Source organism: Klebsiella sp. HN106 (genome assembly GCF_051209435.1).
Taxonomy (GTDB): Bacteria; Pseudomonadota; Gammaproteobacteria; order Enterobacterales; family Enterobacteriaceae; genus Klebsiella; species Klebsiella oxytoca.
Map to the genome: position 1 here is coordinate 177,828 of NZ_JBLURD010000005.1, position 21,173 is coordinate 199,000.

A 21,173-nucleotide genomic window follows, 5' to 3' on the forward strand; every position below is an offset into this window, starting at 1 on the left:
AATCATCTTTCCGTAAAACGGGATAATTATGGACCGACTTAGCGCGATGGCGCTGCTGGTAAAAGTGACCGAACTCGGCAGTATGTCGGCGGCTGCGCGGGCGCTGAATATGCCCCTGACTACCGTCAGTCGCCAGATTGGCGAACTGGAAAATACCCTCGGCGTACGCCTGATGATCCGCACTACGCGCAAGCAGACGCTGACCGATGCCGGCGTCGATTATGTCGCCGCCGCGCGGCGCATTCTGGAAGAGGTAGAGCGCGCCGAGCGCCAGGCGGCGGGTGAATATCAGGAGCCAAAAGGCGAACTGGTTCTCTCAGCCCCAACCATGTTTGGGCGCCTGCATGTTTTACCGATAGTCGCCCGTTTTCTCGCTCGTTACCCGCAGATTCGCGTCCGTTTGCTGCTCAGCGACCGCAATGCCGACCTGGTGGGCGACCATATTGACTTAGCGGTACGTATCGGCCCGCTACCGGACAGCGGGATGGTGGCCACCCGGCTGGGCGAGATGCGCATCGTGACCTGCGCCCACCCGGCTTTGTTGGAAAAACACGGCATACCACAACGCCCGCGCGAGCTGGCCGCGCTACCGATCATTGGTATTGAATCACCGATGCCTTACCGCGGCTGGCGCTTTCACGCCGAAGAGGCGGAGGACCGGCTGGTGCTGGTGCAGCCGGTGCTGTCACTGACCACGCCGGAGAGCGCCGCCGAGGCTGCCCGCCAGGGAGTCGGCGTGGCCCGACTGCTGCATTACCAGGCGATCGATGGCCTGGCCCGCGGCGAATTACGGATGATCCTGCAAGCGACGGAGCCGGAACCTGTGCCGGTGCACCTGCTGTACACCTCCCGGGATCTGGCTCCGCTCAAGCTGCGTAAATTTATCGATTTTGCCACACCGGCACTGCGCCAGGCGCTGTTACGTATTGCCGCCGCCGTCTAGCCTGCGGTGGTTTTTAACGGCGCTTCTTTCAGGAACCAGGAGAGCGCGAACGCTACCGCTATAATGCAGGCGGCCATCAGAAACGCCGCATGAATAGCGGACCCAAAGGCATCCAGGTAATCGAGGCGAATCTCCGCCGGAAGATTCTGCACCGCCGCCGGGTTCAGCGCCCTCGGCAGCTGCGCGCCTTCCGGCAGCAGGCGCTGGAGATTGCTTTGCAGCACATGCGTAAACACCGCTCCAAATAGCGCCACGCCGATGGAACCGCCAATCGATCGAAACAGCGTGACCCCGGAGGTCGCCACGCCGTACATCTGCGCGGGCATCGCGTTCTGCACCGCCAGCACCAGCACCTGCATCACCAGCCCCAGGCCCGCCCCCAGCACCCCGGTAAACAGGTACAACTGCCACATCGCGGAGTGAATAGTGATGCGCGTCAGCAGCACCATGCCGATGACCCCCAGCAGAGTGCCGATAATCGGAAAAAGGCGATACTTGCCGGTGCGGCTGATAATGCGCCCGCTGATGATTGACGTCAGCAGCAGGCCACCCATCAGCGGAATTAACTGCAGGCCCGCCTCGGTCGGCGTCGCCTCTTTGACCACCTGTAAATAGAGCGGCAGAAAGGTCACCGAGCCAAACAGCGCCATGCCGATAACAAAGCCAATCAGGCTGCACAGCAAAAAGCTGCGGTTGCGGAACAAGGAGAGCGGAATAATCGGCTCGCTGGCCAGCCGCTCTTCATGAATAAAGCCAACGATCCCGACCAGACCAAACGCCAGGATGCACCACAGCTGCGGGTCGCTCCACGCGCGGACGCTGCCGCCCTCGGAGGTAAACAGGATGATGCACAGCAGCGCCATGCTGAGATAGATCGCTCCCAGCCAGTCGATCTGATGCTGGCTGCGTTTGTTGCTGCTGTGAAAAACCGCACCGATCACCAGCAGCGCAAACAGCCCCAGCGGCAGGTTGATATAAAAAATCCACCGCCAGGAGGCGTGCTGCACCAGGAAGCCGCCAATTAACGGCCCGATGACCGTCGCCAGGCCAAAGACGCCGCCAAACAGTCCCTGATAGCGGCCGCGTCTGGCGGGAGGGATAACGTCAGCCACCGCCGCCATACTGATCACCATCAGGCCGCCGCCGCCCAGCCCCTGCAGGCCGCGCATCAGCACCAGTTGGGTCATATTTTGCGCCAGCCCGCAAAGAACGGAACCGGCAAGAAACAGTACAATCGCCACCTGCAGGACAATTTTGCGCCCGAACAGATCGCCAAATTTGCCATACAGCGGCACCGCGATGGTCGAACTCAGGATATAGGCGGTGACCACCCAGGAAAGCTTATCCAGCCCGCCAAGTTCACCGACGATGGTCGGCAGCGCGGTGGAGACGATGGTCTGATCCAGCGCCGAGAGCAGCATCACCAGCAGCAGGGCGCTGAAGAGCAGGCGGATCGAGGGTACCGCCGGTTGGGTGGCGACTTCAGATGTCATAGCATCACTCGCTTGAAATTAATTAAATGCATAATTAATATTTAGGGAAATGATGAATCTGGTCAAGGGATCGCCACAAGATGTCAGCACAAAAAGACAACGAAGCGCCGCGTCGTCCCGGTCGTCCGCGCGGGCAAAAATCCGGCTCCGCCAACCGCGAACAGCTGATGGATATTGCCCTGGCGCTGTTTGCGCGCCACGGGATCGCCCGCATTTCGCTGAACGCCATTGCTAAAGAGGCGGGGGTGACGCCCGCGATGCTGCACTACTACTTCAGCTCGCGTGAAGCGCTGGTGGAAAAGCTGGTTGAAGAGCGCTTTATGCCGCTACGCAGCGAGATCGGACAGATTTTTGTCGCGCACGGCGACGATCCGGTCACCGCCTTTACGTTGCTCATTAAAACCCTGGCGACCATGGCGGAGAAAAACGCGTGGTTCGCGCCGCTGTGGATGCAGGAGATCATCGGCGAGATGCCGGTGCTGCGCCAGCATATGCACGCGCGTTTTGGCGATGAGAAGTATCATAAGATGCTGGAGACGGTGCGCCGCTGGCAGCGGGAGGGCAAGCTTAATCCGGCGCTCTCCCCGGAGCTGCTGTTTACCACTCTGATAAGCCTGGTGCTGGTGCCGTTCTCCCGCACCCACACCGATCCGCGGTTAAAATCGGTAGACCGGGAGATGATTGTCAGCCATGCCCTGGCGTTGACAGACAATGGCATCGGCGGCTAATTCCCCCCGGCTCGCGCTGCGCTTAGCCGGGCTACAGGTTTATAACCGTCTGCGGTTGAGTAGCGCGGATAAGCGCAGCCGCCATCCGGGGGATTTAACCCGGTTCACAGCCGCCTGCAATTGGGTAGCCCGGACAGGCGCACAGCGCCGCCTCCGGGATGGTCTCCTGAAGCCAGATTTACAAGACTTTCGATAAATAATGGCGTTGCATACCCGCGTGCGGAAAATCCGGCAGCGACATCTGCAGCTGATAGCCCAGCTTCTGATAAAACGGCAGCGCCTGAAAGCTGAACGTATCCACCAGCATATGGCTACAGCCGCGCGCCCGCGCCTGGGATTCCGCTTCATACATCAGCTTGCTGCCCAGGCCGCTGCCGCGCGAAGCTTCGCTGACCCACAAATACTCAATGCACAGCCAGCTGCCTTTGCGTTTGGCAATCAACCCGCCGCGCATCGCGCCAGCTTCATCGCGTGAATAAATGCCCAGCTCGCCGAACTGAGCCGGGTCGAGAAAGCGCAAATTGTATTCCCGCAGGCCCGCCAGCAGCTCTTCTTGATCGGTAGGATTAATGTTCTCTGTTATTATTAATGCCATTGATTATCTCCATTTTTTATTTTTCACAGACCATTCACCACCCTACTTTCACAAAATATCCTTTTTTTCTCCATTATTTCCTGACTAAATTCCCTGCACTAAATTTTGTGTAAAAAATCTTCCCATCATTCGGTTCAGACGTATAATGGAAAAAATGAGAACGATCATTCTCATCATCTTAAACCATGGAGAAACCCGTGATAAATAGCCTGTAGCAGGCATGACTACTCGGTTCAGAGCCTGTAACCGCCGTCTGATGCCGTATTCGCCGCACAGGAAAATCTCGGAAAAACCGCGCAATCAATAGCGGTATTCACCGAGTTATTTACTGCAAACAGGAATATTTATTTCCCACTTTGTTATTTGTGCTTGCCCGGAGATGCATCATCGCCCGGCCCATCACCCCGCCAGTGAATTTGCGGGGCGGACGTCGTTCATCCTGAGAAAATATAATGAAATACACTATAGCCCCCATCGCAGCAGCATTATTTCTCCTTAGCGGGTGCGATAATGCGCAAACCTCCTCCCCGCAGCAGATGACGCCGGAAGTCGGCGTCGTCACTCTGCAGGGGCAACCTGTCCCGGTGGTAAGCAGCCTGACCGGACGCACCACCGCCTCGCTTAGCGCTGAAGTTCGCCCGCAGGTGGGCGGGATCGTGCAAAAACGCCTGTTTACCGAAGGCGATATGGTCAAAGCCGGACAGGCGCTGTACCAAATCGACCCGTCAAGCTATCGAGCGACGTTTAACGAAGCCGCCGCATCGCTGAAACAGGCCCAGGCGCTGGTGACCGCCGACTGTCAAAAAGCCCAGCGCTACGCGGTGCTGGTCAAAGATAACGGCGTCTCCCGTCAGGACGCCGATGACGCAATAGCGACCTGTAATCAGGATAAAGCCAGCGTCGAGTCGAAAAAAGCGGCGCTGGAAAGCGCGCGTATCAACCTGAACTGGACCACCGTGACCGCGCCGATTGCCGGGCGCATCGGGATCTCATCCGTCACGCCGGGGGCGCTGGTATCCGCCGATCAGGACACCGCGCTGGCGACGATCCGCGGCCTGGATACGATGTACGTCGATCTCACCCGATCCAGCGTCGATCTGCTGCGCCTGCGTAAGCAAAGCCTGGCGAGCAACAGCGATACGCTCAACGTGACCCTGACCCTTGAAGATGGCAGCACCTACAGCGAAAAAGGTCGCCTGGCGCTGACCGAAGTGGCGGTAGATGAATCGACCGGTTCGGTCACGCTGCGCGCGGTCTTCCCCAATCCGCAGCATGTGCTACTGCCCGGTATGTTCGTTCGCGCCCGCATAGACGAAGGTATTATGAACGATGCGATCCTCGCCCCGCAGCAGGGCATTACCCGCGATGCCAAAGGCGATGCCACCGCGCTGGTGGTTGATGCTAATAACAAGGTTGAACAGCGCAGCGTGGAAACCGGCGAAACCTACGGCGACAAATGGCTGATCGTCAACGGCCTGAAAAGCGGCGACCGGCTGATTGTCGAAGGGACCGGCAAAGTGGCGCCGGGCCAGCAGGTCAAAGCCGCCGAAGTCAAAAATGACGGAGGCAACGCCTGATGTTCTCCCGTTTCTTCGTGCGACGCCCGGTCTTCGCCTGGGTTATCGCCATTCTGATTATGCTCGCCGGGATTCTGGCTATCCGCACCCTGCCGGTCGCCCAGTATCCTGACGTCGCCCCGCCGGCGATAAAAATCTCCGCCACCTACACCGGCGCCTCTGCGGAAACCCTGGAAAACAGCGTCACCCAGGTTATTGAGCAGCAGCTCACCGGACTGGACAACCTGCTCTACTTTACATCCACCAGCAGCTCCGACGGCTCGGTCAGCATTACCGTCACCTTTGAGCAGGGTACCGATCCGGATACCGCCCAGGTTCAGGTGCAGAACAAAGTGCAGCAGGCGGAATCCCGTCTGCCGAGCGAAGTTCAGCAGTCTGGCGTAACGGTGGAGAAATCGCAGAGCAGCTTCCTGCTGATCCTCGCGGTGTATGACAAAAACAATAAAGCCACCAGCTCCGATATCTCCGACTGGCTGGTCAGCAACATGCAGGATCCGATGGCGCGTATAGAAGGCGTCGGCAGTCTGCAGGTGTTCGGCGCCGAATACGCCATGCGCATCTGGATGGACCCGACCAAACTGGCCTCCTATTCGCTGATGCCATCCGATGTGCAATCGGCTATAGAGGCGCAGAACGTACAGGTGTCCGCCGGTAAAATCGGCGCGCTACCCGCCTCCAACGCGCAGCAGCTGACCGCCACGGTACGCGCTCAGTCGCGGCTGCAAACCGTCGCCCAGTTCAAAGAGATTATCGTCAAGAGCAAGAGCGACGGTTCGGTGGTGCGCCTGAGCGACGTCGCCCGCGTTGAAATGGGCAGCGAAGATTACACCGCTTCCGCCAATCTTAACGGCCATCCGGCTGCGGGGATCGCGGTAATGATGGCGCCGGGCGCTAACGCCCTGAATACCGCGACGCTGGTAAAAAACAAGATTGCCGAGTTCCAGCGCCAGATGCCGCAGGGCTACGATATCGCTTACCCGAAAGACAGCACCGAGTTCATCAAAATCTCGGTGGAGGATGTGATTCAGACGCTATTCGAGGCGATAATCCTCGTGGTCTGCGTGATGTATCTGTTCCTGCAAAACTTCCGCGCCACGCTGATCCCAGCGGTGGCGGTCCCGGTCGTACTGCTGGGCACCTTTGGCGTGCTGGCGCTGTTCGGCTACTCGATCAACACCCTGACGCTATTTGCGATGGTACTGGCGATAGGCCTGCTGGTGGATGACGCCATCGTGGTGGTGGAAAACGTCGAGCGTATCATGCGCGACGAGGGGCTGCCCGCCCGCGAAGCCACCGAAAAATCGATGGGTGAAATCTCCGGCGCGCTGATCGCCATTGCCCTGGTGCTCTCGGCGGTATTTCTGCCGATGGCCTTCTTCGGCGGCTCAACCGGGGTGATTTATCGCCAGTTTTCAGTGACCATTATCTCGGCGATGATGCTCTCGGTAGTGGTCGCCTTAACCTTAACCCCGGCGCTGTGCGGCGCGCTGCTGAGCCATTCGAAACCGCATACCAAAGGCTTCTTCGGCGCCTTTAACCGCCTGTGGGGACGCACCGAGCAGGGCTATCAGCATCGTGTTGTCGGCGGCCTGCGTCGCTCGGCGATGATGATGGGCGCTTTTGTCCTGATTTGCGGCGGCATGGCGCTGGCGATGTGGAAATTGCCGGGCAGCTTCCTGCCGACGGAGGATCAGGGCGAAATCATGGTCCAGTACACGCTGCCTGCCGGAGCAACGGCGGTACGCACCGCCGAGGTTCGCCGCCAGGTCACCGACTGGTTCCTGACGAAAGAGAAAGCCAATACCGACGTGATCTTTACCGTTGACGGTTTTAGCTTTAGCGGCAGCGGACAAAACGCCGGGATGGCCTTCGTGTCGCTGAAAAACTGGTCCGAACGTAAAGGCGAAGAAAATACCGCTCAGGCCATCGCCCTGCGCGCCACCAAAGAGCTCGGCAGCATTCGCGACGCCACCCTGTTCGCCATGACCCCGCCGTCGGTAGATGGCCTGGGGCAGAGTAACGGTTTCACCTTCGAACTGATGGCCAGCGGCGGCACCGATCGCGACAGTCTGATGAAAATGCGCAGCCAGCTGCTGGCCGCGGCGAATCAAAGTTCCGAGCTGCAGTCGGTACGCGCCAACGATTTGCCGCAAATGCCGCAGCTGCAGGTCGATATCGATAACAATAAAGCCGTCTCGCTCGGGCTGTCATTAAGCGATGTTACCGATACCCTCTCCAGCGCCTGGGGGGGAACCTACGTTAACGACTTTATCGATCGCGGTCGCGTGAAGAAGGTCTATATCCAGGGCGAAAGCGACGCCCGCGCCGTGCCGTCCGACCTCGGTAAATGGTTCGTACGCGGCAGCGATGACAGCATGACGCCGTTCTCCGCCTTCGCCACCACCCGCTGGCAATACGGCCCGGAGAGCCTGGTGCGCTACAACGGCTCCGCCGCCTTTGAAATCCAGGGCGAAAACGCCAGCGGCTTCAGCTCCGGCGCGGCAATGGACAAGATGGAAGCCCTGGCCAATGACCTGCCGGCCGGTACCACCTGGGCATGGAGCGGCATGTCGCTGCAGGAAAAACTCGCCAGCGGCCAGGCGATGAGCCTCTACGCCATCTCGATTCTGGTGGTCTTCCTGTGCCTCGCGGCGCTGTATGAGAGCTGGTCGGTACCGTTCTCGGTGATCATGGTGATCCCGCTTGGGCTGCTCGGCGCGGCGCTGGCGGCATGGATGCGCGGTCTGAACAATGACGTTTACTTCCAGGTGGCGCTGTTAACCACTATCGGCCTGTCGTCGAAGAACGCCATCCTGATCGTCGAATTCGCCGAATCGGCGGTGGAAGAGGGCTATTCCCTGTCGCGTGCCGCCATGCGCGCCGCGCAGACCCGCCTACGACCTATTGTGATGACCTCGCTGGCGTTTATTGCCGGGGTGCTGCCGCTGGCGATCGCCACCGGAGCCGGGGCCAACAGCCGCGTGGCGATCGGTACCGGGATTATCGGCGGAACCCTGACCGCGACGCTGCTGGCGGTGTTCTTCGTGCCGCTGTTCTTTGTGCTGGTGAAACGCTTCTTCACCCGCCATCGTTCTTCTCAGGAGTAAGTTATGTTTCGTTTTACCTTAGTCTTTGTTGCGCTCCTGACGGCGGGCTGCGTCTCTCTCGATCCGAACTATGAGCGCCCGGCCGCGCCTGTGCCAGCGACCCTGCCGGGCAGCCACGGCGAGGCAACCGCGGTGGTCAGCGACTGGCAGCAGGTAGTGAATGACGCCCGCCTCAAAAAAGTGGTGAACATCGCGTTAACCAGCAACCGCGACGTGCAGAAAGCGCTGGCCGACATCGAAGCCGCGCGCGCCCAGTTTGGTGAAACCCGCGCCTCGCTGTTTCCGACCCTCGACGCCGAGCTGAGCCATACCCGCAGTAAAACGGTGGCCAGCGGTCTCACCTCGTCAGCGGAAGCCGACGGCGCGGTTTCCAGCTTCGAGCTGGATCTGTTTGGTAAGAACCAAAGCCTGACGCGCGCGGCGCGGGAAACCTGGCTTGCCAGCGAATTCACCGCTCAGAATACGCGTCTGACGATGATTGCCGATCTGACCACCGCGTGGATAACCCTCGCCGCGGACAACAGCAATCTGGCGCTGGCGCAGGAAACCATGGCCAGCGCGGAGAACTCGCGCAACATCGTCACCCGCCAGATGGAAGTCGGCACCGCCTCAGCTGGCGACCTGAGCGATGCGGAAAGCGTTTATCAGCAGGCGCGCGCCAGCGTCGCCAGCTACCGCACGCTGGTGGCGCAGGATAAAAACGCGCTCAACCTGCTGGCCGGAGAAACCGTGCCGGATAGCCTGCTGCCCGGCACCCTTGAAAGCCTTGGCGATCGTAGTATCACCCTGGTGCCGGCGGGCGTCTCTTCATCGGTACTGCTGCGCCGCCCGGATATCCAGGAAGCGGAGCATAATCTGAAGAGCGCTAACGCCGATATCGGCGCGGCGCGGGCCAACTTCTTCCCGTCCATCTCGTTGACCGCCAGCGCCGGGGTCGGCAGCGACTCGCTCTCGTCGCTGTTCAGCCACGGCATGCAGGTGTGGTCATTCGCGCCGTCCATCAGCCTGCCGCTGTTTACCGGCGGCAGCAACCTGGCGCAGCTGCGCTACGCTGAAGCGGAGAAAAAGGGTCTGATCGCCACCTATGAGAAGACCATTCAGAGCGCCTTTAAGGATGTCGCCGACGCGCTGGCGCGCCGGGAAACGCTCAGCGAACAGCTGGACGCGCAGAATAAATACGTCGCGGCGGAGCAGAAATCGCTGAATATTGCGATGAAGAGCTATCAGGCCGGGGTCGGAGATTATCTGTCGGTGCTGACCGCCCAGCGAACGCTGTGGTCGGCGCAGGCCACGCTGATCTCCCTCCAGCAGACCGACCTGGAAAACCGCATCACCCTCTGGCAGTCGCTGGGAGGCGGCGCCAGCTAACACTTTTGCCGGGCGGCAACGCCCGGTTTGATGACAAGGAGCCCGTTGATATGTCCCGAATTTCTCTCTCCTGGGTCGTGGTTCTCGGTTTGCTTAGCGCCATTGGGCCGCTGTGTACCGACTTCTATCTGCCCGCGCTGCCGGAAATCACCCAGCAGCTCAGCGCCACCGGCACGCAGACCCAGCTGTCGCTCACAGCGGCGCTGATTGGTCTCGGCCTTGGGCAGCTGTTTTTCGGCCCGCTGAGCGATCGCATTGGCCGTAAAAAGCCGCTGGCGCTCTCCCTGCTGCTGTTTATCTTCTCCTCAGCGATGTGCGCGATAACCTACGATATCCATATGCTGATCGCCTGGCGCTTTCTGCAGGGCTTCGCCGGCGCGGGCGGCTCGGTGCTGTCGCGCTCCATCGCCCGCGACAAGTATCAGGGCACTCTGCTGACCCAGTTTTTCGCCCTGCTGATGTCCGTTAACGGCATTGCGCCGGTGCTTTCACCGGTACTCGGCGGCTGGATCATCACCGCCTTCGACTGGCGTATTCTGTTCTGGGCGATGGCGGCGATCGGCATTATTTTGCTGCTGCTCAGCCTGACGGTGCTGCACGAAACGCTGCCGGTTAAAAGCGCCGCCTCGGTTACGCAGCAGCAGGATGAGGCGCCGGTACTGAAAAACCGCCGCTTTATGCGCTACTGCCTGATTCAGGCCTTTATGATGGCCGGGCTATTTTCGTATATCGGCTCATCTTCGTTCGTTATCCAGAGCGAATATGCCATGAGCGCGATGCAGTTCAGCCTGCTGTTCGGCCTAAACGGCATCGGGCTGATTATCGCGGCGCTGATCTTTTCCCGCCTGGCACGCCGCTTCAGCGCCGAAGCCCTGCTGCGCGGCGGCCAGCTGCTGGCAGTAACGTTTGCCGCCATCACCCTGCTCTTCGCCTGGCTACCGCTGCCGACGCTGGCGCTGGTCGGCCTGTTTTTTACCGTTTCTATGATGAGCGGTATCAGCACCGTCGCCGGTGCGGAAGCGATGAATGCCATTAATGCCCGTCAATCCGGCACCGCGTCAGCCCTGATGGGCACGCTGATGTTTGTGTTCGGCGGTATTGCCGCGCCGCTGGCCGGGCTCGGCGGCGAAACGATGCTCAAAATGAGTTTCGCGATGAGCCTTTGCTATCTGGCCGCGCTGCTGATTGGCCTGAAAAAGCCGCGGCCCACGGTATAATCTTCTCCGGCGGTAATAAAAAATTCCAGTTTTATTACCGCCATCTTTCCCGCCAGTGCTGAAATCACCTATTATTCCTTCAACACCAATCGTGATAACCTTCACAGGAAAGGAATAATTAATTCCTTATACTGCCCGCCACTGTGAATAAAGAGGTTCCTATGAGTATCGACCTGAGCAAACTGCTGACCGAGCGCCGCAACGCCAATAGCGTCAACATTGATACCCTTTCCACTGAAGAGATGCTGACGGTGATTAACCAGGAAGATCGGAAGGTGGCCCACGCCATTACCCCCTATCTGCCGCAAATTGCCCAGGTCGTGGATAACGTCGCGGCGGCGCTGCAGGCGGGAGGGCGCCTGATTTACATTGGCGCGGGTACTTCCGGTCGCCTGGGGATCCTTGATGCCAGCGAGTGCCCGCCGACCTTCGGTACCCGCCCGGAGCAGGTGGTGGGCATTATCGCGGGGGGTCATAAAGCGATCCTGAGCGCCGTGGAAAACGTCGAAGACAACAAAGCCCAAGGGGCGATGGATTTGCAGAACCTGAACTTTAGCAGCCGCGATGTACTGGTCGGCCTGGCCGCCAGCGGACGCACGCCGTACGTCATCGGCGCGATGGAGTATGCCCATAGCCAGAGCGCTTTTGTCGCCATCGTCAGCTGTAACCCGCACGGCGAAATGGCCCGGCTGGCGGACGTCGCCATTACGCCGGTCGTGGGTCCGGAAGTGGTGACCGGCTCAACGCGCCTGAAGGCGGGTACCGCGCAGAAGCTGGTGCTGAATATGATTTCAACCGGGGCGATGATTCGCATCGGCAAGGTTTACAGCAATCTGATGGTGGACGTTGAAGCGACCAACGCCAAGCTTATCGAGCGCCAGGTGTCCATCGTCATGGAAGCGACCGAATGCGATCGCGCAACCGCCCAGAGCGCGCTGGAAGCCTGCGATCGCCACTGCAAAACGGCGATTGTGATGGTGCTGGCTGATTTAAGCGCCGCGGAGGCTCAGGCGCTGCTGGCAAAAAATAACGGCTATATCCGCAAGGCGCTGAGCCACTCCTGACCGCTGACTCACGGGGAATCTGCAATGGCGAAAATAAATAAAGAGATGATAGCGCGGATCCTGCAGCACGTGGGCGGAGCCGGGAACGTCGCGCAGGCGGGCAACTGTATGACCCGGCTGCGCCTGACCCTACGCGATGAATCACGGGCCGACAGCGCCGCCATCCGTCAGATTGACGGCGTGATGGGAGTGATCGTTAGCGATGAACAGTTCCAGGTTGTCCTTGGGCCCGGCAAGGCGCAAAGCGCGGCGGAAATGATGAACGCGTTACTGGAAGACGCGCCGGCGGAGGCGCCATCGCTGGCCGATGTCGCCGCCGAAAAGAAACAGGCGCTGAAGAGCAAGCAAACCAGCGGCATTCAAAAATTCCTCGCGAAATTCGCTACTATTTTCACCCCGCTCATTCCCGGTTTTATCGCCGTCGGCCTGCTGCTGGGGTTCGCCACTTTGGCGGAGCAGATATTCGTCCTTGAAAACGCGCATCCGAATGCGACGCTGCTGGCGCTGATCGGCTACATGAAGGTATTCAGCAAGGGGATGTTTACCTTCCTGAGCATCCTGATCGGCTATAACGCCCAGAAAGCTTTCGGCGGCTCCGGAGTCAACGGAGCGATCATCGCTGCGCTGTTTGTCCTCGGCTATAACCCGGAAGCCACCAGCGGCTTCTATTCCGGAATTTCGACCTTCTTCGGCCACGGTATTGACCCGCGCGGCAATATTATCGGCGTACTGATCGCCTCGATTATCGGCGCGTGGGTGGAGAAGCAGGTGCGACGCATCATGCCTGCCAACCTCGATATGATCCTCACCTCGGCGGTGACGCTGCTGATCATGGGCGCGATAACGTTTACCGTTATTATGCCGATCGGCGGCTGGCTGTTTACCGGGATGTCATGGCTGTTTTTGCACCTTAACGGTAACCCGTTCGGCTCTGCGGTGTTGGCCGGCCTGTTCCTGCTGGCGGTGATGTTCGGCGTCCATCAGGGCTTCGTGCCGGTCTATTTCGCGCTGGTGGATGCGCAGGGGTTTAACTCGCTGTTTCCGATACTGGCCATGGCCGGAGCCGGACAAGTTGGCGCGGCGCTGGCGCTTTTCTGGCGGGCGAAGCACGGTTCTCTGCTGCGCACGCAGATTAAAGGGGCAATTATCCCCGGCTTCCTGGGCATCGGTGAACCGCTGATTTACGGCGTCACGCTGCCGCGTATGAAGCCGTTTATCACCGCCTGTCTCGGCGGCGCCTGCGGCGGTTTCTTTCTCGGGCTCATCGCCTGGATGGGGCTGCCGGTTGGCCTGAATACGGTGTTTGGCCCGTCGGGGCTGGTGGCGCTGCCGCTGATGACCTCCGGCAGCGGGATCTACGCCGGAATGGCGGTGTATGCCGCCGGGCTGGCGGTCTCTTACCTATGCGGATTTGCCCTCACCTGGCTGTTCGGCAGTAAAAACGTCGATTTAAGCTAAGAGGCGCGTCTGGCGCACGGCGGTGAACGTGAGTTTATCCGCCGCGTGGCGGGAGGCACTGACGCCCCATGTTGAATATTTTTTGCACGTGGCGTCGCGTTTCTGTCGGCCCGGTCAGGCGCCAGCCGCCGGGCGACGTCGGCCGGGGTACGCTTTGCTGGCCATCTGATAAAGGATCCGGCTACCATTTCCTGCCCCGCTTCCCGCGCGTGCTCATGCTATGATACTGCTTTCGCACTATTTTCACCTGAGGGAAAGATGGGCTCCAGCAAAAAAGGGATGCTGAACGTACTGATCGCCGCCGTGCTGTGGGGCAGTTCCGGCGTCTGCGCGCAATATATTATGCAGCAAAGTCAGATGTCATCGCCGTTTCTGACCATGACGCGCCTGCTGTTCGCCGGTCTGATTCTTCTGATGCTCTCGTTCGTTCACGGCGATAAAATTTTCCGCGTCCTGCAAAATCGCCAGGACGCTATCAGTTTGCTGATTTTTTCGCTGTTCGGGGCGCTCACCGTGCAGTACACCTTTCTGATGACCATCGAGAAATCAAACGCCGCCACCGCGACGGTGCTGCAGTTCCTGTCACCGACGATTATCGTTGCGTGGTTTGCCATCGCCCGCAAAACGCGCCCCAGTCCGCTGGTGCTGGCGGCCATCGGTACCTCGCTGGCGGGCACATTTCTGCTGGTGACCCACGGCAATCCGACAACGCTGTCGATTTCTCCCGCAGCGCTGTTCTGGGGGATTGCCTCGGCGTTTGCCGCCGCTTTCTATACTACTTATCCATCGACGCTGATTGCCCGCTACGGCACCCTGCCGATCGTCGGCTGGAGCATGCTGCTCGGCGGCGCGATGCTGCTGCCGTTCTACGCCGGACAGGGCAACCATTTTGTGGTGACCGGCGGCCTGCTGCTGGCCTTTTTCTACCTGGTGGTTATCGGCACCTCGCTGACGTTCAGCCTCTACCTGAACGGCGCGCAGAAGATTGGCGGCGCGAAGGCGGGGATCCTCAGCTGCGCGGAGCCGCTGAGTAGCGCCCTGCTCTCGCTGCTGCTGCTCGGCATTACCTTTAGCCTGCCGGACTGGCTGGGCACGCTGCTGATTCTCTCGTCGGTGGTGCTGATCGCCATGGATTCGCGGCGGCGGGTGAAAACAGGCTGACAATTATCTGGCCGGAGATGCTGCGACCTGAGTTTGCAGCATCTTCAGATCGTCATCCGACAGCTCACAAACCACCTGCACCAGCTCGCGCTCAAACCCCTGTTCCAGACATGAACGAGCAATACGCAACGCTTCTTCTTGTCTACCCTCTTGTTTACCTTCTAACTTGCCCTCCAACTTGCCCTCCAACTTGCCTTCTTGTCTCCCTTCCTGCCGTAGCCTTTCCGCAATCGTCATGAGTACCTCCTTATGTTGAGGAACGCGCCGCTCGACCTCGTGAAGAAATTCACCAAAATGAGGCGCATCACCATACTGCAGCATGTAATTAAACAGCGCTTTCAACTGGCTGTCATTAGCGCAACCTTTAACCAACAGCTCTGCTAATCGCTCCACCAGGCCAAGTAAATCGCGCTGGCGAATATGCTTTTGAATCAGCTCCAGCAGCGCCACACGCCGGTGCTGCATAATGTCGTCATCCGGCACCACCGTAATATCCACCAGTGGGAAAGCGGCGGCATAAAGTCGTCGCGCTGTCTGCGTATCGGTAAACTCATCCAGCCAGCAAAGCGAGAAGGGATAAGGGCTTTTCGCGCCGTGATAAAACAGCATCGGCACCACCAGCGGCAGCGTTTTATGCCCGGCATCCAGATGACGCTGCATCGCCGCCAGCGCGTAGCGCATCAGCCTGAATGCCATATGCGCATCCGGCGTGCTCTGGTGTTCAATCACCACGTAGATATAGCCATCACCGTCGCTGGTTTTTAGCGACCACAGCACGTCGGAGTAGCTGGCGCGTAAATTCGCTTCAATAAAGCTGCCTGACTCCAGCCTGAGCGTTTGCAGATCGCATAGCTGGCGCAGCGACGCGGGAAGATGAATGTCGATAAAATCCCTGGCGCACTCGGGATGCGATAAAAACTGCTTAAAAACCGCGTCGTGCGGCGTCGAGGAGGTTCCTTTTTTCATCATGCTCCGCCATCCCTGAAACGCAATGGCAGAAATATATCCATCAAAAGAAAGGGGGGCATCTGCGCATCAACGGCTTTGCTTGCCGGTACGGAAGATAAATTTCAGCGGCTGAAACGGATGCATTTTTGCGGAAACCGGCACGCAAAATGGTTATTTCGGGAATATGTCTATAGTTAGAAAAACCCTTTAATAAAAATAAGGATATCCATGATGAAGAGAATGAGTATTGCGCTTTCGCTGGCAGCCAGCCTGATGCTACCCCATCTGGCCGCAGCCGCGCCGCTCTCCGGCCTGAAGTTTGAACAGCAGAAGCAGCAGATCGTGAAGGATGTGAGGAAAAACTGCCCTGCCAGCAGCGCGCTGGATGATACGCAGTTTGCTAACCGCGTGCTGGAATCAGCGGAAAATAAGACCGCCGTACAAAGCGCGACGCGGGCGCTGGATAAAAACAACAGCGCCGCTTATCAGAAGGCCATTAGCGGCATTCAGTGCCCAACGCCCTGATTCCGGCGGCGGGTTGGACGCCATCAGCGGTTCGGGATGATCAAATCCCCGCGCAGCGGGCTACTGCCGAGCATTTGCGTCTTCTCGGTCAGCCAGTTGACTATCCGGCTGGCCATCGCGTCCATGGAATATTCAATCGCCGGGATGGTCGGAATACCGGGCAGTTGTAACGAGCCCGCCAGGCTGAATACCATGACTTTTTCCGGCACCGCGCGGTTAAATGCCTGGAGCTGCGGCACCACCAGCTGCGCCTGCTGCTCGTTGGCAACCAATAACGCATTGAAGTTCAAGGTTGTTGCGTTATTCACCAGCTCCTGCACCGCTACGGATGGCGAAGGACTGTCGAGAAAAACCAGGTTGCGATTAAACGGCAGAAAATTCTTTTCCAGCGCGTGCTTATAGCCCAGCAGGACCTGGTCTGCAAAGCCGCTGCCCTGCGGGTGGATAAGCGCAATCTGCCTGCGCCCCTGGCTTATCAGATAGTTACAGGCCGTTTCCGCCGCGAATGCGTGGTCAAAATGAATACTGTTCGCCCCTTCGCTTTCCAGACAGTCGATCAGCACCACGTCAGGACGGTCGATATTGAGCGGAAACCGGGCGCCGATAATCAGCACGTTGTCGCATAAACCGCAGGTTAACTCTTCCAGAGAGTGCAGCACCCTACCGCGGCTGTTGGCAAAACGCAGCAGCAGATGCTTCTGGTGCTGGCTGAGCTGCTTTTCCAGCGCATAGAGATAGCTGGTGGTTTGATTGATGTTGTCCTGGGCGCAGATCACGCCGATGCAGCCGGTGGTCTGACTCAGCAAAGATTGCGCTATCATGTTCGGCCGGTAGTTGAGTTCTTCCGCCGCCTGTAATACCGCCTGCCGGCTGGCTTCCTTTACGCCGCGCGAACCGCTCAACACCCGAGAGACTGTGGCTTTAGATACCCCAGCTAATCGTGATACATCGTTGATAGTAGACATTATTTTCCCCTGACAGGGCTAATCCGATCCCTGTAAATCCATAAACCTGAATCGCTTCAATAATAACCAGCGGCAGTATATCCGTTTCCTTTTTTATTTGGAAACCGATTTTCCGTTTCGCGGAAAAACGTAGCAAAAATCACGAAAATCTGTGAACCAAATCTAATTAACACACCCTTTGACTGATGGATCTTGACGGTTATCACAGTTCTGTTTTTTATAAATGGAAACCGGTTTCCGTCTGATATCAAATCATCCACGCAATAACTTTTTACATTTTGAGGATGATCGTCGATGTACAAGATTATGCTGTGCTGCTCTGCCGGGATGTCCACCAGTCTGTTGGTCAGAAAGATGGTCGATGCCGCGAAGGAACGCGCCCTGCCGGTGCAGATTGATGCCTATGGAGTTTCCGAATTTGATATGCAGTTTCCGCAGTACCAGGTGGTGCTTCTTGGGCCCCAGGTGAAGTACATGCTGAAAACCTTATCTGAGAAAGCCGCGCCCCTGAATATTCCGGTCCAGCCAATTAACACCATGGATTACGGGATGCAGCGGGGAGACAACGTTCTGGATTATGCCCTGTCGCTGATCGAAGCGCATTAAGAGGTGTACAAATGAGTTCTCTGTATCAGTCCATGATTGCCGTGATCGAGCAATCAATTACCCCGCTGGCAGGACGCCTTGGGCAGCAGAAATACGTTATCGCGATTCGCGATGGTTTCACTGCCGCATTGCCGTTTATGATCATCGGCTCATTCATGCTGGTATTTATCTTTCCGCCTTTTTCGCCGGATACCACTAACGGTTTCGCCCGCGGCTGGCTGGACTTCTCCCAGCAGTATCGCGAACAGCTGATGCTGCCGTTTAACCTCAGCATGGGCGTGATGACGTTCTTTATTTCGGTGGGAATCGGCGCCAGCCTGGGACGCCAGTTCCAGCTCGATCCGGTGATGTCCGGTCTGCTGGCGTTTATGGCTTTCTTACTGGTTGCCGCGCCGTATGCCGACGGCAAAATCTCCACCCAGTATCTCTCTGGTCAGGGTATTTTCACCGCTTTGATCACCGCTATCTACTCTACCCGCGTTTACGCCTGGCTGAAGCAGAACAACATTACGATTCGTCTGCCGAAAGAGGTGCCGACCGGCGTCGCGCGCTCGTTCGAAATCCTTATCCCGGTGCTGGTGGTGATCGCGACACTACATCCGCTGAATCTGTTTATCGAAGCGCAGACCGGTATGATTCTGCCGCAGGCGATTATGCACCTGCTGGAGCCGCTGGTTTCCGCCTCTGACTCTCTGCCGGCGATACTGCTGTCGGTGCTGATGTGTCAGATTTTCTGGTTCGCCGGGATCCACGGCTCGCTGATCGTGACCGGCATTATGAACCCCTTCTGGATGGCCAACCTGTCGGCAAATCAGGCTGCGCTGGCGGCCGGCGCGGCTCTGCCCCATGTCTATCTGCAGGGTTTCTGGGACCACTATCTGCTGATTGGCGGCGTCGGCTCCACGCTTCCGCTGGCCTTCCTGCTGCTGCGTAGCCGCGTAGCTCACCTGCGCACCATTGGCAAAATGGGTATCGTTCCGAGCTTCTTTAATATCAATGAACCTATTCTGTTCGGCGCGCCGATTATCATGAACCCGATGATGTTTATCCCGTTCGTCTTTGTCCCGATGATTAACGCCGTTCTGGCTTACGGTGCGACGCGCCTCGGCTGGCTCAGCCAGGTCGTTTCGCTGACGCCGTGGACGACCCCGGCCCCTATCGGTGCATCCTGGGCTGCAAACTGGACGCTAAGCCCGGTGGTGATGTGCTTAATTTGCATGGTGATGTCAGCGGTAATTTATCTGCCATTCCTCCGCGCCTATGAACGCTCATTAATGAAAACTGAAGTCGAAAAAGCCAAAGCTGCGGTGCCGGTTGCCGAAACGGTCAGCCAATAATTAACTCATATATTTAATAGCATATTTATCATGACGGCATAAATAATGCGGAAAAGGGACTTTCACTGCATTATTTAAATAATAAGGTTAATGACCTCAGGAACTATTATGATTGAACTAGAAGATGCGGTAATGGAAATTATCGTTAATGCGGGACAGTCACGCTCATTATGTTTTGAAGCGCTGCATTGTGCCCGTAGCGGTAATATAGATGAAGCGCGCTTGCTGCTGAATGAAGCCGATGGCTACGCCCGCCGGGCGCACCAGATGCAAACCCAGCTTATCGCGCAGGATGCGGGCCAAGCGCGCCAGCCGATGACCCTCATTATGGTGCATGCTCAGGACCATCTGATGAATTCGCTGCTCGCGCGTGAATTTTCAGAAGAGCTTATTCATTTATACCAGCGTTAATTTATATCAATATTTAGCAACTGTACCCGGAATAAATAAACCAGCTTATCCTGGCGGGATAGCTATTATCTAAATATATAAATTACTAAAAGCGAGATAATGATGAAAACTGTAAAAATACTGCCATTAACCATGGCGGTCGTCGCCGCGTTGTGCCCAGTTTCCGTATTTGCACAAGAGTTTACTCAGGAACAGATCGACGCCATTGTCGCCAAAGCCGTCGATAAAGCCCTGGCCGAACGCCAGGCGAAAATCGATGCCGCCGCCGATAAAAAAGTGGATGTCATTACCAACCCGCAGACCACCGCAGCCACGCCGGATATGGCGATCCCCTTCGGCCTGAAGTTCAGCGGCTACGCACGCTACGGCGCGCAGTTCCAGACCGGCGATCAGAAGTTTGTCGGCGTGGATGGTTCCTATAACGGCGCCTCCGCGATCGGTCGTTTAGGCAACGAAGGCAACGGCGGCGAATTTCAGATAACCAAAGCCTTTAAGAGCAGTAAAGGCGCGATCTGGGATATCAACGTCATGTTTGACCACTGGAGCGACGAAGTTAACCTGAAAAAAGCCTACGTCGGCGTTACCAACGTGCTGGAGTCTAACCCCAACGCCTATATCTGGGCCGGCCGCGACTTCCATCAGCGCCCGCAACAGGGGATTAACGACTACTTCTGGATGAACCACGACGGCCAGGGCGCCGGGGTGAAAAACTTTGACATCGGCGGCGTACAGTTTGACGTGGCGGCGGTGTCGCAGGTGGAATCCTGTAGCCCGGAAGTGATGGCCGACGAAGCGAACCCGTCGCGCATCACCTGTACCGGCGGCTCCGGAACCGGCGATGATGGCCACTATGCGCTGACCACTAAAACCCATAATCTTAAAGCCGGACCGATCGACGTTGAGGTTTACGCCAACTACGGTTTCGATTCGAAAGCGGTAGACAGCGACGAGCGTCTCGAAGCCTGGCAGGGCGGGCTGGTGCTGAGCCACACCAACGACAGCGGCGTCAATAAAGTGATTCTGCGCTACTCCGACAACTCGGATAACAGCGTCTATAACAAGACCGACGATCTCACCGCTATCTATGCCAGCTTTGAAGGGCTGCATAAATTCACCCAGCAGGCGCAGATCGAATATCTGCTGGCCTTCCACGACTATGACAACGGTACAGACAATACCGACAATCGTAAAAACTACGGCGCCATTGTCCGTCCGATGTACTTCTGGAACGATGTCCACTCCACCTGGCTGGAAGCGGGCTATCAGCGCGTCGATTACGACCAGGGCGGCGATAACCACGGCTGGAAGCTGACGCTGTCGCAGAATATCGCCATCGGTATGGGGCCGGAGTTCCGCCCGATGCTGCGCTTCTACGTGACCGGCGGTCAGGTAGATAACAAGCGCACCGCAAAGGTCAACGGCACCAAAGACGAACAGCTGGATTCGCTGAACGTTGGCGGCATGTTTGAAGCGTGGTTCTAAGCTTGTGAAGCCGTCCGGATGGCGGCTGTCGCCTTAGCCGGGCTACCGTACCGCAGACAACGGTGAACCTGTAGCCCGGCTAAGCGCAGCGCGAGCCGGGAAGAAGCCGCATCGATATATTTATCCCGGCGTATTCCCCGGGTGGCGGCGTAACGCCTTACCCGGGCTTCCCTACCGAGCAACGGTGA

At 57.9% G+C, this 21,173-nt stretch carries 18 protein-coding genes; 14 read left to right on the forward strand and 4 right to left on the reverse strand.

The window, feature by feature from the left end:
- Window positions 1-28: 28 nt before the first annotated feature.
- Window positions 29-943 carry a LysR family transcriptional regulator gene (locus ACSIPU_RS15090; protein ID WP_016809974.1) on the forward strand — a complete coding sequence of 305 codons (915 nt, stop codon included), beginning with the start codon at window positions 29-31 and terminating at the stop codon, window positions 941-943.
- Here the strand turns inward: ACSIPU_RS15090 and ACSIPU_RS15095 are convergent.
- Window positions 940-2,436 carry an MDR family MFS transporter gene (locus ACSIPU_RS15095; RefSeq protein WP_032729150.1) on the reverse strand — a complete coding sequence of 499 codons (1,497 nt, stop codon included), beginning with the start codon at window positions 2,434-2,436 and terminating at the stop codon, window positions 940-942. The genes ACSIPU_RS15090 and ACSIPU_RS15095 overlap by 4 nt on opposite strands.
- A gap of 80 nt (window positions 2,437-2,516) precedes the next feature.
- On the opposite strand from ACSIPU_RS15095, the gene ACSIPU_RS15100 reads away from it, so the two are divergent.
- The gene (locus ACSIPU_RS15100; protein ID WP_004107023.1) at window positions 2,517-3,164 is read left to right on the forward strand and encodes a TetR/AcrR family transcriptional regulator; all 648 of its coding nucleotides are present in this window, start codon (window positions 2,517-2,519) and stop codon (window positions 3,162-3,164) included.
- Between the two features lie 178 nt (window positions 3,165-3,342).
- On the opposite strand, the gene ACSIPU_RS15105 is transcribed toward ACSIPU_RS15100, so the two are convergent.
- Complete coding sequence (locus ACSIPU_RS15105; protein WP_032729153.1) at window positions 3,343-3,759, reverse strand: GNAT family N-acetyltransferase; 417 nt, start codon at window positions 3,757-3,759, stop codon at window positions 3,343-3,345.
- Between the two features lie 452 nt (window positions 3,760-4,211).
- Here ACSIPU_RS15105 and ACSIPU_RS15110 point away from each other — a divergent pair, with 452 nt between their 5' ends.
- The 7 genes from ACSIPU_RS15110 to ACSIPU_RS15140 all read left to right on the forward strand — a co-directional run bounded on the left by ACSIPU_RS15110 (window position 4,212) and on the right by ACSIPU_RS15140 (window position 14,711).
- Window positions 4,212-5,336: an efflux RND transporter periplasmic adaptor subunit gene (locus ACSIPU_RS15110; RefSeq protein WP_004107028.1), complete on the forward strand. Its 1,125-nt coding sequence runs from the start codon at window positions 4,212-4,214 to the stop codon at window positions 5,334-5,336.
- Window positions 5,336-8,443, forward strand: coding sequence for a multidrug efflux RND transporter permease subunit EefB (gene eefB, locus ACSIPU_RS15115; protein ID WP_004107030.1), 3,108 nt, complete (start codon window positions 5,336-5,338; stop codon window positions 8,441-8,443). Before ACSIPU_RS15110 ends, eefB begins: the two co-directional genes overlap by 1 nt.
- Window positions 8,444-8,446: 3 nt before the next feature.
- Window positions 8,447-9,811, forward strand: coding sequence for an efflux transporter outer membrane subunit (locus tag ACSIPU_RS15120; protein WP_004107033.1), 1,365 nt, complete (start codon window positions 8,447-8,449; stop codon window positions 9,809-9,811).
- Between the two features lie 50 nt (window positions 9,812-9,861).
- Window positions 9,862-11,028 carry a multidrug effflux MFS transporter gene (locus tag ACSIPU_RS15125; RefSeq protein ID WP_032729154.1) on the forward strand — a complete coding sequence of 389 codons (1,167 nt, stop codon included), beginning with the start codon at window positions 9,862-9,864 and terminating at the stop codon, window positions 11,026-11,028.
- 161 nt (window positions 11,029-11,189) lie between these two features.
- Window positions 11,190-12,092 (forward strand): N-acetylmuramic acid 6-phosphate etherase, encoded by a 903-nt coding sequence (gene murQ / locus ACSIPU_RS15130; protein ID WP_004107035.1) that lies wholly within the window; start codon window positions 11,190-11,192, stop codon window positions 12,090-12,092.
- A gap of 24 nt (window positions 12,093-12,116) precedes the next feature.
- Window positions 12,117-13,550 (forward strand): PTS N-acetylmuramic acid transporter subunit IIBC, encoded by a 1,434-nt coding sequence (murP, locus tag ACSIPU_RS15135; RefSeq protein WP_004107037.1) that lies wholly within the window; start codon window positions 12,117-12,119, stop codon window positions 13,548-13,550.
- 258 nt (window positions 13,551-13,808) lie between these two features.
- Window positions 13,809-14,711 carry a DMT family transporter gene (locus tag ACSIPU_RS15140; RefSeq protein WP_004107039.1) on the forward strand — a complete coding sequence of 301 codons (903 nt, stop codon included), beginning with the start codon at window positions 13,809-13,811 and terminating at the stop codon, window positions 14,709-14,711.
- 3 nt (window positions 14,712-14,714) lie between these two features.
- On the opposite strand, the gene ACSIPU_RS15145 is transcribed toward ACSIPU_RS15140, so the two are convergent.
- Entirely contained in the window at window positions 14,715-15,677 is a 963-nt protein-coding gene (locus tag ACSIPU_RS15145) for an Rpn family recombination-promoting nuclease/putative transposase (protein ID WP_196557656.1), read from the reverse strand.
- 210 nt (window positions 15,678-15,887) lie between these two features.
- On the opposite strand from ACSIPU_RS15145, the gene ACSIPU_RS15150 reads away from it, so the two are divergent.
- On the forward strand, window positions 15,888-16,184 hold the full coding sequence (locus tag ACSIPU_RS15150) for a YicS family protein (RefSeq protein ID WP_004116571.1): 297 nt from the start codon (window positions 15,888-15,890) through the stop codon (window positions 16,182-16,184).
- A 23-nt stretch (window positions 16,185-16,207) separates the two neighbouring features.
- Here the strand turns inward: ACSIPU_RS15150 and ACSIPU_RS15155 are convergent, their stop codons facing one another.
- Complete coding sequence (locus tag ACSIPU_RS15155) at window positions 16,208-17,149, reverse strand: LacI family DNA-binding transcriptional regulator (RefSeq protein WP_004107045.1); 942 nt, start codon at window positions 17,147-17,149, stop codon at window positions 16,208-16,210.
- A 294-nt stretch (window positions 17,150-17,443) separates the two neighbouring features.
- On the opposite strand from ACSIPU_RS15155, the gene ACSIPU_RS15160 reads away from it, so the two are divergent.
- The 4 genes from ACSIPU_RS15160 (at window position 17,444) to ACSIPU_RS15175 (ending at window position 20,985) form a co-directional block, all read left to right on the forward strand.
- Window positions 17,444-17,755 (forward strand): PTS sugar transporter subunit IIB, encoded by a 312-nt coding sequence (locus ACSIPU_RS15160; RefSeq protein ID WP_004107048.1) that lies wholly within the window; start codon window positions 17,444-17,446, stop codon window positions 17,753-17,755.
- Between the two features lie 11 nt (window positions 17,756-17,766).
- Entirely contained in the window at window positions 17,767-19,092 is a 1,326-nt protein-coding gene (locus ACSIPU_RS15165; protein ID WP_004107062.1) for a PTS cellobiose transporter subunit IIC, read from the forward strand.
- 108 nt (window positions 19,093-19,200) lie between these two features.
- On the forward strand, window positions 19,201-19,503 hold the full coding sequence (locus tag ACSIPU_RS15170; RefSeq protein WP_004107064.1) for a PTS lactose/cellobiose transporter subunit IIA: 303 nt from the start codon (window positions 19,201-19,203) through the stop codon (window positions 19,501-19,503).
- A gap of 102 nt (window positions 19,504-19,605) precedes the next feature.
- Entirely contained in the window at window positions 19,606-20,985 is a 1,380-nt protein-coding gene (locus ACSIPU_RS15175; RefSeq protein WP_004107068.1) for a carbohydrate porin, read from the forward strand.
- Window positions 20,986-21,173: the final 188 nt, after the last annotated feature.